Annotated in this window: 10 protein-coding genes and 1 pseudogene; all 11 read left to right on the top strand. The window is 61.2% G+C overall.

The features are described 5' to 3' along the window. Nucleotides 1–39: 39 nt before the first annotated feature. The 11 genes and pseudogenes from GDA49_07255 to GDA49_07305 all read left to right on the top strand — a co-directional run bounded on the left by GDA49_07255 (nt 40) and on the right by GDA49_07305 (nt 11,588). A complete protein-coding gene (locus GDA49_07255; GenBank protein MBC6440196.1) occupies nt 40–1,362 on the top strand; it encodes a carbohydrate ABC transporter substrate-binding protein in 1,323 nt (440 codons plus the stop codon). 112 nt (nt 1,363–1,474) lie between these two features. Beyond that, nucleotides 1,475–2,422: a sugar ABC transporter permease gene (locus tag GDA49_07260; protein ID MBC6440197.1), complete on the top strand. Its 948-nt coding sequence runs from the start codon at nt 1,475–1,477 to the stop codon at nt 2,420–2,422. Next, a complete protein-coding gene (locus GDA49_07265) occupies nt 2,419–3,357 on the top strand; it encodes a carbohydrate ABC transporter permease (GenBank protein MBC6440198.1) in 939 nt (312 codons plus the stop codon). Before GDA49_07260 ends, GDA49_07265 begins: the two co-directional genes overlap by 4 nt. Continuing rightward, nucleotides 3,354–3,542: a hypothetical protein gene (locus GDA49_07270; GenBank protein ID MBC6440199.1), complete on the top strand. Its 189-nt coding sequence runs from the start codon at nt 3,354–3,356 to the stop codon at nt 3,540–3,542. The genes GDA49_07265 and GDA49_07270 overlap by 4 nt, the downstream gene beginning before the upstream one ends. Before the next feature lie 31 nt (nt 3,543–3,573). Further along, nucleotides 3,574–3,987, top strand: coding sequence for a methylglyoxal synthase (locus GDA49_07275; protein MBC6440200.1), 414 nt, complete (start codon nt 3,574–3,576; stop codon nt 3,985–3,987). Further along, complete coding sequence (locus tag GDA49_07280; GenBank protein ID MBC6440201.1) at nt 3,980–5,077, top strand: ABC transporter ATP-binding protein; 1,098 nt, start codon at nt 3,980–3,982, stop codon at nt 5,075–5,077. Before GDA49_07275 ends, GDA49_07280 begins: the two co-directional genes overlap by 8 nt. Beyond that, nucleotides 5,070–6,065, top strand: a complete 996-nt coding sequence (locus GDA49_07285) for an ABC transporter ATP-binding protein (GenBank protein ID MBC6440202.1) — start codon at nt 5,070–5,072, stop codon at nt 6,063–6,065. Before GDA49_07280 ends, GDA49_07285 begins: the two co-directional genes overlap by 8 nt. A gap of 11 nt (nt 6,066–6,076) precedes the next feature. Next, entirely contained in the window at nt 6,077–7,705 is a 1,629-nt protein-coding gene (locus GDA49_07290) for a dihydroxyacetone kinase subunit DhaK (protein ID MBC6440203.1), read from the top strand. A 595-nt stretch (nt 7,706–8,300) separates the two neighbouring features. Beyond that, the gene (locus GDA49_07295; protein MBC6440204.1) at nt 8,301–10,025 is read left to right on the top strand and encodes an Eco57I restriction-modification methylase domain-containing protein; all 1,725 of its coding nucleotides are present in this window, start codon (nt 8,301–8,303) and stop codon (nt 10,023–10,025) included. Beyond that, a pseudogene (locus tag GDA49_07300) lies at nt 10,025–10,761 on the top strand (restriction endonuclease). The gene GDA49_07295 and the pseudogene GDA49_07300 overlap by 1 nt, the downstream one beginning before the upstream one ends. A 173-nt stretch (nt 10,762–10,934) precedes the next feature. Next, nucleotides 10,935–11,588 carry a YihA family ribosome biogenesis GTP-binding protein gene (locus GDA49_07305; GenBank protein ID MBC6440205.1) on the top strand — a complete coding sequence of 218 codons (654 nt, stop codon included), beginning with the start codon at nt 10,935–10,937 and terminating at the stop codon, nt 11,586–11,588. Nucleotides 11,589–11,594 lie beyond the last annotated feature (6 nt).

The following is an 11,594-nucleotide window of genomic DNA, read 5'->3' on the forward strand; positions in this document are numbered from 1 at the left end:
GGTTCGGGACAATCCGGTCTGGACAGGAGGAGACACCCAATGAAGTTGAGAACCCTAGCGGCGACCCTATCGGTCGCCACGGCAGCCGTAATGCACAGCACATCGGCCCAGGCAGACGATCTGACGCTCTGCTGGGCAGCATGGGATCCGGCGAATGCCCTGATTGAGCTCTCGAAGGATTTCGAGGAGAAATCAGGCCACAACATGAGCTTCGAGTTCGTGCCCTGGCCGAATTTCGCCGACCGCATGCTCAACGAGCTCAATTCGGGTGGTCAGCTGTGCGATCTGATGATCGGTGACAGCCAGTGGATCGGTTTGGGTGCCGAAGCCGGCCACTACATCAAAATGAACGACTTCTTCGATGCTCAGGGCATCACGATGGACGATTTCATTCCGGCGACCGTCACCGGTTACGCCGAATGGCCGAAGGGCACGCCGAACTACTGGGCGCTGCCGGCATTCGGCGACGTGGTCGGCTGGACCTACCGCAAGGACTGGTTCGAGCGTCCGGAACTGCAGGCCGAGTTCAAGGAGACCTACGGTCGCGCCCTCGACGTCCCAGCGACGCTTGAGGAGCTCAAGGACATCGCCGAGTTCTTCCAGAGCCGCGAGATCGACGGCACCACGGTCTACGGTGCGGCGATCTACACCGAGCGTGGTTCCGAAGGCATCACGATGGGCGTGACCAACGCGCTCTACAACTACGGCTTCCTCTACGAGAACCCCGACAATCCCTATGAGCTCGAGGGTTACGTGAACTCGCCCGGTGCCGTGGCTGGTCTCGAGTTCTACAAGGAGCTCTATGACTGCTGCACGCCTCCGGGATCGTCGGACTGGTACATGTCGCAGAACATTGATGCCTACAAGTCGGGCCAGGTCGCGCTGCAGATGAACTTCGCCTTCATCTGGCCAGGCGTGCACAACGACCCGAACGTCGGTGGTGACAAGTCGGGCTACTTCCCGAACCCCGCGGGTCCGGGCGGTCACTTCGCCCAGCTTGGCGGCCAGGGCATTTCGGTCGTTGCCTACTCCGACAGCCAGGATGCAGCGCTGGAGTACATCCAGTGGTTCGCGCAGCCCCGGATCCAGAAGAAGTGGTGGGAGCTTGGCGGCTACTCGGCCCTTCGTGCCGTGGTCGAGGATCCCGGCTTCGCGTCGAGCCAGCCCTATGCTCAGACCTTCCTTGACTCCATGGCGATCGTGAAGGACTTCTGGGCCGAACCGGCTTACGCCTCGCTGCTGCTGCCGATGCAGGACCGCGTCCACAAGTATGTGGTTGCCGGTGAAGGCACGGCGCAGGAAGCGCTCGATGGCCTGGTCGAAGACTGGACCGAGGTTTTCGAGGACGAAGGCAAGCTCTGAGCAGAGCTCCTTGAGCCCGCCCAGGATGATGGGCAGGTGGTGATGGAGCGGGGCCGCAGCCTCCCCGCGGCCCCGCTTCTTCACCGAAACGTGCCTCTGGGATTGACGGGTTATGTCCGACAACGCGATGGATCGTATCGCCAAGGCGACGCCGCCGCATCTGGCGAGGCAGATCAGGGGGTTATCCGACCGCACGACCGCCTGGCTCTTCGTAGCCCCGACGATCGCCCTGCTTCTCGCGATCAACATCTTTCCGCTGGTCTGGACGATCCAGCTCAGCTTTACCAATTACCGCGCCAACAGGCCCAACGCCGAGGTCGACTGGATCGGGCTTCGCAACTACGAGCGGATCCTCACCGACAGCGACATCTGGCTCACGATGCAGGCCACGGCGCACTTCCTGATCTGGACGATCATCCTGCAGGTACTGATCGGCTTCACGCTGGCCTGGCTGATCAACCGCAAGTTCCGCGGCAACGATCTGTGGACGACGATCATCGTGCTGCCGATGATGTTGTCACCCGCCGTGGTCGGCAACTTCTGGACCTTCCTCTACCAGCCCCAGATCGGCCTCTTCAACTACGTCGTCGCCTTCTTCACTGGCGGCGATCCCACAAGCTTCTCCATGATCGGCGATGTCGGCCTCGCACCCTGGGCGATCGTCATCGTCGACACCTGGATGTGGACACCCTTCGTGATGCTGATCTGCCTCGCGGGCCTGCGTTCGATCCCCGACTACATCTACGAAGCGGCCGAATGCGACCGCGCCTCGAAGTGGCGGCAGTTCTGGACGATTACGGTCCCGATGGTGCTGCCCTTCCTGATGCTCGCGGTGCTCTTCCGAGGCATCGAGAACTTCAAGATGTTCGACCTAGTTGTGCAGTTGACCGGCGGCGGTCCCGGCTCCGTCACCGAGCTCACCTCGATCAACCTCAAGCGCGAGGCCTTTGAGAAATGGCGCACGGGCTACTCCTCAGCCTACGCCATCATCCTCTTCGTCACCGTGTTCGGCCTTGCCTCGATTTATGTGAAGGCGCTCAACAAGGTTAAGGACCGATGAGCAACTATTCCATCACCGAGCCGTCGAGCCGGCAGAAGCGGTTCGCAGGCGCACTCGTGGTCATCTACGCGCTGGTCACGCTGATGCCGCTGCTGTGGATCTTCACCACAGGCTTCAAGACCTCGTCGGATGCGATCGCCTATCCGCCGGAGATCACCTTCGAGCCGAGCCTGGAAGGTTACATCAATCTCTTTACTACCCAAACCCGGCAGACCGAGGAGTACCTCGCCGAGAACCCGCCGCAGACCTGGTACGAGGAGATCGTGCACGAGAAGGGCATGGTTATCGCCGGCCCGTCGCGCTTCGGCGAGCGCTTCCTGAACTCCACGATCATCGGCTTCGGTTCGACCTTCCTGTCGGTTTTCCTCGGGACGCTCGCGGCCTACGCCTTCTCGCGCTACCGGGTGCCACTGAAGGACGACCTGCTCTTCTTCATCCTGTCGACACGCATGATGCCGCCGATCGCGGTCGCCATTCCGATCTTCCTGATGTTTCGCGAGGTCGGCCTGTCGGACACGCACCTCGGCATGATCATGCTCTACACTGCGGTGAACCTGTCGCTGTCGGTCTGGCTGCTGAAGGGCTTCATCGACGAGATCCCGCGCGAGTACGAAGAGGCCGCGCTGATCGACGGCTACACACGCTTCCAGGCGTTCTACAAGGTCGTTCTGCCGCAAGCGGCGACCGGTATCGCCGCGACCGCCGTGTTCTGCCTGATCTTCTCCTGGAACGAATACGCCTTTGCGGTCCTGCTGACCTCCGGCACGGCACAGACCGCACCACCGTTCATCCCGACCATCATCGGGGTCGCCGGCCAGGACTGGCCCGCCGTGGCCGCCGGTGCCACGCTCTTCCTGCTGCCGGTCATGGTCTTCACGATCCTGCTTCGCAAGCACCTGCTGCGCGGCATCACCTTCGGGGCGGTGCGCAAATGAGCGGCTTCTTCAACGACATCCTGCGCCTCAGGCGCGGGCCATGGGAGATGGTGGCTTCCATCTTGATCGCGGTCGGCGTGATCATGCTGATGCAGCCCTTCTTCCTGGTCGCCTTCACCTATTCGTTCATCGTCACGCTGGTCGGCACGGTGATGTTCATCGTGGTCAGCCACTTCCCGGAATGAGGTGGTTACAGCGGTGAACGAGATATCTGCCATGACGCCGAAGCGGATCGCCCTTGTCGCGCACGACGCGCAAAAGGACGAAATAGTCGCTTGGGCGCGCGACAATATGGAGGCCCTGCGCCACCACGCTATCTGGGCGACCGGCACGACCGGACAGCTCGTTGCCGATGAGACGGGCCTCGAGATCAAGCTTCTGAAGAGCGGTCCCCTTGGCGGCGATCAGCAACTCGGCGCGATGATCGCCGAGGGACAGCTCGACATCCTTGTCTTCTTCTCCGATCCACTGACCTCAATGCCGCACGATGTCGACGTCAAGGCCCTGCTGCGTATCTCGACGCTCATGCAGACTGTCGTCGCCTGCAACCGCGCGACGGCAGACTTCATCTTCAACTCGAGCCTGATGGACGCACCGTCGGGCGAAGCGGAAGTCAGGGTCGTTGGCTGATATCCGCATCCAGAACCTGTGCAAGGCGTTCGGCGATTTCGTCGCCGTGCAGTCCTCCTCGTTCAAGATCGAGGACGGCGAGTTCTTCATGCTGCTGGGCCCGTCGGGCTGCGGCAAGACGACCACGCTGCGCATGATCGCCGGTCTCGAGTTGCCGACCTCGGGCGAGATCTTCATCAATGACGAGGAGGTCGGGCAGAAACCCGCGAGCCACCGCGACATCGCCTTCGTGTTCCAGATGTTTGCACTCTACCCGCACATGAATGTGCGCAAGAACATCAGCTACCCGCTCGCAAGCCAGGGCATGCCGCGCGACCAGATCAAGCAAAAGGTGGCCGAAGTCGCTGGTATCCTGGGCATCGAAGACATTCTGGATTCGCCGGTCAGCGGGCTCTCCGGCGGCGATCGACAGCGCGTCGCGCTGGGGCGTGCGATCGTGCGCAATCCGAAATGTTTCCTGATGGATGAACCGTTGGGTGCGCTTGATGCCGAGTTCCGGGAGCACATGGCCGAGGAGCTGCGCGCCCTTCATGACCGCATGGGCGCGACGACCGTCTATGTCACCCACGACCAGCTCGAAGCCATGCAGATGGGCGACAAGATCGTGGTGATGAACCACGGCGTGATCGAGCAGTTCGGCACGCCTCAGGACATCTACGACAAGCCCGCCACCATGTTCGTCGCAGACTTTGTGGGGTCGCCGTCGATGAACTTCCTGAAGTTCCACGGCAGCGTGGCTCCCGATGCGACAAGCGTCGAATTCAACCACCAGATCTTCGGTGTGCCTGCTCTGCGCGAAGCCTTTACCGGAGACATGGTCTTTGGCGTACGCCCCGAGCATGTCCGCCTCACCGACGTGGCCGGCTATCGCGCGGAGATTGTCGCATCGGAGTATCTGGGGACGACACAGATCGTGTCGCTGAAGACCCACAACGGTGACGTCAAGGCACGTGTGCCGTCCGATCGGGCGGTGCGTGTCGGCGACACGGTCGGCCTCAGCTTCGACGTATCGACCGTGACCCTGTTCGACAACCAGTCCGGCCGCGCTATTCGCTCCGCGCTCAACGAAGGAGTGCTGTCCGATGGCTGACGTGGTGCTCCGGAATGTCTCCAAGGCCTTCGGGTCGACAGGCGCGGTCGAAGGCCTCGATATGGAGATTACCGATGGCGCCTTTGTGGTTCTGCTCGGACCGACCGGTGCCGGCAAGACCACGACCCTGCGCCTGATCGCCGGCCTGGAAAAGCCGGACGGCGGCGACATCATGATCGACGGCCGGTCCGTGGTGAGCGACACGCCGGCGCAGCGCAACGTGGCGATGGTCTTCCAGCAGTATTCGCTCTACCCTCACATGAGTGTGCGCGAGAACCTCGCTTTCCCGCTCAAGTCGCCGATCCTCAGGACGCCCGCCGAGGAGATCGAGCGTCGGGTACAGGAGGTTGCGGATGTGCTGCACATCTCCGGCAAGCTCGACAACAAGGGGACGGCGCTTTCGGGCGGCGAGATGCAGCGTGTCTCCATCGGTCGTGCCCTGGTCCGGGACCCCTCGATCTTTCTGATGGATGAACCGCTGAGCTCGCTCGACGCCAAGCTTCGGGCGACGCTTCGAGTCGAACTCAAGCGCATTCACGCCAATCTCGGCGCGACGCTGCTCTACGTCACGCACGACCAGATAGAGGCGATGACGATGGCCGACAGTGTTGGCGTGCTCGATCAGGGACGCCTGGTGCAGTTCGGCGCACCGCGTGAGATCTACGAGGATCCGGTCAGCCTCTATGTCGCGGGACGGCTCGGCATCCCGCGTGTCAATGCCTTGCCGGCCGATCTGTTCGGTGGCGCACCGACGGGTGCCACAACGATCGGCCTGCGGCCCGAGCATGTCCGGCAGGGCGAGGGCAAACCGGCCCAGGTGATCCGGCGCGAACACCTGGGTGACCAGACCCGGCTGCACCTTCAGCTCGAAGGCCACGACATCGTCACGCTAACCGATGTCCAAACGAACCTGGAGGCGGGCGACACCGTCCAGATCGAACCGCGCGGCGCGCTCTACTTCGACGCCGCCGGAAACCGCATTCGTTGAGGAGAGACACGATGAGCCAGTTCATCAATTCCAGGGAAACGCTTGTCACCGAGGCCGTCGACGGGGCGCTTCGACACGCAGGCGGCAGGCTCGCGCGTCTGGACGGCTACCCGCACATCAAGGTGGTCGTCCGCAACGATTGGGATCGCTCCAGGGTGGCGCTGGTCTCGGGTGGTGGATCGGGTCACGAGCCGAGCCACGCCGGCTTTGTCGGCCAGGGCATGCTGACGGCCGCGGTGTGTGGCGAGGTCTTCGCCTCTCCCTCGGTCGACGCCGTGCTCGCTGGCATTCTCACGGTCACGGGCAAGTCAGGCTGCCTGCTGATCGTCAAGAACTACACTGGTGACCGGCTCAACTTCGGCCTCGCCGCCGAACGGGCACGCGCCTTCGGGCTGAACGTGAACATGGTGATCGTCGATGACGACATCGCCTTGCCCGATTTGCCCCAGGCGCGTGGTGTGGCGGGCACGCTCTTCGTCCACAAGATCGCCGGAGCGCTCGCCGATCAGGGTGCCGACCTGGAGACCGTGACAGGGGCCGCGCGCAAGGTGATCGACGGCGTCTCGTCGATCGGCATGTCGCTCGATTCCTGCACCGTGCCCGGCAATGCCAAGGGCAACCGCATTCCCGAGGGCAAGGCCGAGCTCGGCCTCGGCATTCACGGGGAGCCCGGTGTCGAACAAGTCAACTTCTCGACCGCCGGGGCCGCGATCGACATGGTCGTGGATCGCCTTGCTGCCGACATGGCACCGGGACCGCATGTTGCGCTCATCAACAATCTCGGCAGCGCGACACCGCTCGAGATGTCAGTGCTCACCGAGGAGCTTCTGTCATCCCGGATCGCCGACCGCATTCGCTGGGTTATCGGGCCGGCGCCGTTGATGACCTCGCTCGACATGCGGGGGTTCTCGGTGTCGTTGCTGCCCGTTGGCAATGCCGAGGAAACCGCGCTGATGGCCCCGGTGGCCTGCGAGGCCTGGCCGGGCTGCCACGCCGTCGGCAACATCGAGGTTCTCCCGCTGCCTGACGGTTTGGCGCCGATTGCACCGATGCCGTCCAGCCATGCCGACAACCGCGCCTTCATCGAGACCTGCTGCCGGCTCTTTATCAAGGCCGAGGATGATCTTAACGCGCTCGACCTGAAGTCGGGCGACGGCGACACCGGCAGCACGCTGGCCACGGCGGCGCGAGCGCTGATCGACGCGCTCGATCGCTTGCCACAGGCCGACATCACCCAGCTCTACCGTGCCGTCGGGCTCGAGCTCAGTCAGACAATGGGCGGCTCGTCAGGCGTCCTGCTGGCGATCTTCTTCACTGCGGCGGGCGACGCCTCGGCCAGCGGCGAGGACACGATCGGTTCGCTCAAGGCTGCTCTCGAACGGGTTCAGGAGGTCGGTGGCGCACGGCCCGGTGACCGCACCATGATCGATGCGCTGGCGCCTGCGCTCGACAGTCTTGACGCTGGGCTGGCCGCAGCGGCGCGCGCCGCCCGCAATGGCGCAGACGCCACGTCCCGAATCGAGAAGGCCCGCGCCGGACGCGCAAGCTACATCGCCTCGGAGAACCTGATCGGCCATAACGACCCTGGCGCTGAGGCGGTCGCTCTCCTGTTCGAGCACCTGTCGGCAAAGACGAACTGAGCCCGGATCGTTCCAGCCGCCCTGTTTCCAGCCGGCGCGTGGACACACGTGTTCACGCCTCATGGATTGCACGCTATGGGTTATCTTGATGCTGGAGCGTCTTCCTCATCAATCTGAATCGAACAAGGGGATTCCCCTTCGTTCCACCCCATGGTTCTGTGCCCGCAGGGGATTCGGGAGGGAGATATGGGGCGTTGCTGTTGCTAAGGATTGGACCTTCGCCGCTGGGTCGTCGATGCGATCGAGGGCGGCATGTCGGCGTCTGCGGCGGTGGTGCGAGACAGGCTCGCCGGTGCCCGAACGGCAGGGCCGGGATGGCGTTCTGCAGTCTCAAGGCCCTGCTCCGGATGAGCGCCGCCGGGACCGTCGATGACTTCGACCTCATGGGTCGATGACCTCCGGGAGGCCATCGCAACGATCATCGACAGCTTCACGCCACAGCACGGCAAGAACGCCTTCGCCGCCGCAGAATATGACCCCGATTGAACTGATTTCGCTCCAGGAAATTCCGTTCCGCTACAGGGCGACATTCGTGCGCACCTTTGCTAAAAGAAAGAAGGATGTTCCATCAATGCTTGATTCTCCGAAGGTCTCAATGGCGCAACCGCTATCCGTTCAACCATCCTTTCAGGGCTTTTGCCAAATCACAGAAGCCGTAGAGCTGCTAGCGAACGAAAGCGGTATCGAGCAGCGTGGAGCCATCTACACCAAGCGAGAGGTCGTCGACTTCATTCTTGATCTGGTTGGGTACACAGCTGATCAACCTCTCCCGGAGTTCCGCCTTCTCGAGCCATCTTTTGGAAATGGCGATTTCATGATTCCTGCGATCGAGCGGTTATTGACGGCAGCGCAGCGAGAACCTTACTGCTTTACCTTGGAACAACTTGCTCCCGCGATCCGGGGTGTCGAGCTCCATCGAGAGACTTTCGAAAGAAGCCGAAAGACTATGCGTGGGCTTATGATTGATCACGGCGTGACCGAGGAAACTATAGAGGCCCTTCTGGATACTTGGCTCATACAAGGTGACTTCCTCCTATGTGACTTTGATCAGGAATTTACGCACACAGTTGGCAACCCACCGTATGTGCGCCAGGAAGTGATCCCCGATGTACTGATGTGCGAATACCGGAAGCGATACAGCACGATCTACGACCGCGCCGATATCTATGTGCCATTTATCGAACAATCCCTTCGTCTTTTGGTCGCAGGAGGTAAGCTCAGCTTCATTTGTGCTGATCGGTGGATGAAGAACCGCTACGGCAAAAAGCTCCGCGAGCTCGTCAGTAAGGCCTACCACCTTGTGACGTACATTGACATGGTCGGAACGGATGCCTTTCATTCAGAGGTCAGTGCTTATCCGGCTATCACAGTCATAGAACATCGGACGTCTGGTCAGAGCGTAAACACTACGCGCATGATTACTCGCCCCGAGATTGAGAAGAGCGCATTGGATAAACTCGCGTGCGAACTCAAATCGCCCAAGCTGAAGACCTCGAGTGCTGTTCGAGAGGTCGATAACGTCGCATCGGGTGGAGAACCTTGGATTCTCGAGAACTTTGACGCGGTAACGCTAGTACGACGTCTCGAGGCGAGGTTTCCTAAGCTCGAAGAAGCCGGATGCAAGGTCGGCATCGGTGTAGCGACTGGTGCGGACAAGGCCTTCATTGGGGAATTCGCAGAGCTTGATGTTGAGCCATCACGAAAACTTCCCCTCGTTATGACGAAGGACATCCTGGAGGGGCATGTTGAGTGGCGAGGAAGGGGAGTGATTAATCCGTTCGGCGACGACGGTAAGCTAGTCAGCCTCGAGGATTTTCCAAAGCTCAAGCGATACCTGGACGAGCGGTATGAGCAAATCGCAAGACGCCATATTGCCACCAAAGCCCCGCGAAACTGGTATCGCACAATCGACCGCATCTATCCCGAGCTGGTGTGTCGTAAAAAGCTCCTGATCCCCGATATCAAAGGCGATGCATCCATCGTCTATGAGGGTGGAAAGCTCTACCCGCACCACAATCTCTATTTTATCACGTCTGACGAATGGGACGTTCGCGCGCTGCAAGCTGTCATGCGATCTGGTATCGCCCGCCTGTTTGTCTCGCTCTACTCGACCAGGATGCGAGGTGGATATTTGCGGTTTCAGGCGCAATACTTAAGGCGAATAAGACTTCCACTTTGGGAAAGCGTCAGCGAAGCCAACCGCGAACAAATGAAGCGCTACGCGGGAACCACCGATCGCCATCAGATCAACGAGATCGTAGCAAACCTTTACAGCCTTTCGACTGACGAAATGGTCTTGATCGAAGGAGCGCACGCTTAATGACCCTTGATCTCGCCAATTATGAGACCCAAGCCCGCGAAGCGGTGAAGCTCTTCCGGGGCAACCGTGAGGCGGCACTTGCCAAGCAGATTCAATCCGGCAACCAAGATGCAGGATCACGGGGTGCGGTGACGGCTGGCAAGAACATGGATGGTTTTCTCGCCATTGCCCAATCGCTGATCAAAACCAATGGACTCGCCTTGGCCGACATTTGCGTGCAACAGCGCGTCTTGACCCTGCCAGGTTTTTCCGTCCGACGAAGGTTTGGGACATGCCAGTGATGCATCGTGGCGAGCTTGTCGCGGCGCTCGAGTTCAAGTCCCAGGTTGGACCGTCCTTCGGCAACAACTTCAACAACCGCTCCGAAGAGGCCATCGGCACTGCACACGACCTTTGGACGGCTTATCGGGAAGGAGCGTTCGGAGAAGACGCACCGCGCCCTTTCCTGGGTTGGGTCATGCTGCTCGAAGATTGCGACAAGTCCAATTCGCCTGTGAAGGACAAGGAACCTCACTTCCCTGTGGATAGCGCCTTCAAGAGCACTTCTTACGCGCAGCGCTACGACTTACTATGCAAGCGCCTTATGCAAGAGGGGCTCTATTCGAGTGCTACGTTCCTGGTCTCATCGAAAGAAGCAGCGACCGATGGCAACTATCGCCATCTTAGCGACCTTACATCGCTCAAGGTCTTTGTAACCGAGTTTGCAGGGCATATCGCGGCCGTATCGGCGAGGTAAGGGGGTAGAAGACAAGAATGTCGCGGCACAGTGTCCGCGCGTCGGGCCGCATATGCGTTCGATGGTCATGCGATCTTCTCCTTGTTGCTGGTGTCGACGACGTCTGCAGTTTGCGGTACCCGGCGGCCGTCTCACCGGGCTAAACAGTCTGTCACCGAACCGAACGTCCTCCCATGACCGCAACCGACAACGACGACCTGATCCCCGGCGTCGGCCGCCTGCTGTTTGCGCAAGCGTGCAGCTTCGTCGCGGCTGCGCCGACGCCGCGGGCCCTGCCGGCTCCGACCCTGCCGGAGGTCGCCTTCGCCGGTCGCTCGAACGTGGGCAAATCGTCGCTGATCAATGCGCTGACCAACCGCAAGGACCTGGCACACGCATCAAAGACGCCGGGCCGGACCCGTTCGGTCAACATCTTCAACCTTGGCGGACGCCTGCATCTGATCGATCTGCCGGGCTACGGCTACGCCAAGGCGGGTCGGGTCGAGGTGGCGAGCTGGTCGCGCACCGTGGATGCCTACCTGGCCGATCGCAGCACCCTGCGCCGCGTCTGCCTGCTGCTCGACGCCCGTCGCGGCCCGACCGACAACGACCGTGAAGCCTGCGAGCATCTCGACATCATCAGCACGACCTATCAGCTCATACTGACCAAAGCCGACAAGGTGAAGAAGGATGAGCTGGATTCGGTTATCGAGAAGGCCCGCACCGATCTCGGGGCCCGCCCGGCGGCTTTTCCGAGGATGGTGACGACCAGCAGCCGAACCGGCCTGGGCATGGCTGATCTTCGCGACGAACTGGCCACTTTGGCCGAGCCTGAGGCTGTGACATAAAGTGCC

This window comes from Rhodospirillales bacterium (genome assembly GCA_014323865.1).
Lineage (GTDB): Bacteria > Pseudomonadota > Alphaproteobacteria > SP197 > SP197 > SP197.

Bases quoted from the DNA above. Each gene is read 5' to 3' on its own strand.
- GDA49_07285 (MBC6440202.1), top strand. From the start codon at position 5,070: ATGGCTGACGTGGTGCTCCGGAATGTCTCCAAGGCCTTCGGGTCGACA.
- GDA49_07265 (MBC6440198.1), top strand. From the start codon at position 2,419: ATGAGCAACTATTCCATCACCGAGCCGTCGAGCCGGCAGAAGCGGTTC.
- GDA49_07260 (MBC6440197.1), top strand. From the start codon at position 1,475: ATGTCCGACAACGCGATGGATCGTATCGCCAAGGCGACGCCGCCGCAT.
- GDA49_07255 (MBC6440196.1), top strand. From the start codon at position 40: ATGAAGTTGAGAACCCTAGCGGCGACCCTATCGGTCGCCACGGCAGCC.
- GDA49_07270 (MBC6440199.1), top strand. From the start codon at position 3,354: ATGAGCGGCTTCTTCAACGACATCCTGCGCCTCAGGCGCGGGCCATGG.
- GDA49_07290 (MBC6440203.1), top strand. From the start codon at position 6,077: ATGAGCCAGTTCATCAATTCCAGGGAAACGCTTGTCACCGAGGCCGTC.
- GDA49_07275 (MBC6440200.1), top strand. From the start codon at position 3,574: ATGACGCCGAAGCGGATCGCCCTTGTCGCGCACGACGCGCAAAAGGAC.
- GDA49_07305 (MBC6440205.1), top strand. From the start codon at position 10,935: ATGACCGCAACCGACAACGACGACCTGATCCCCGGCGTCGGCCGCCTG.
- GDA49_07295 (MBC6440204.1), top strand. From the start codon at position 8,301: ATGGCGCAACCGCTATCCGTTCAACCATCCTTTCAGGGCTTTTGCCAA.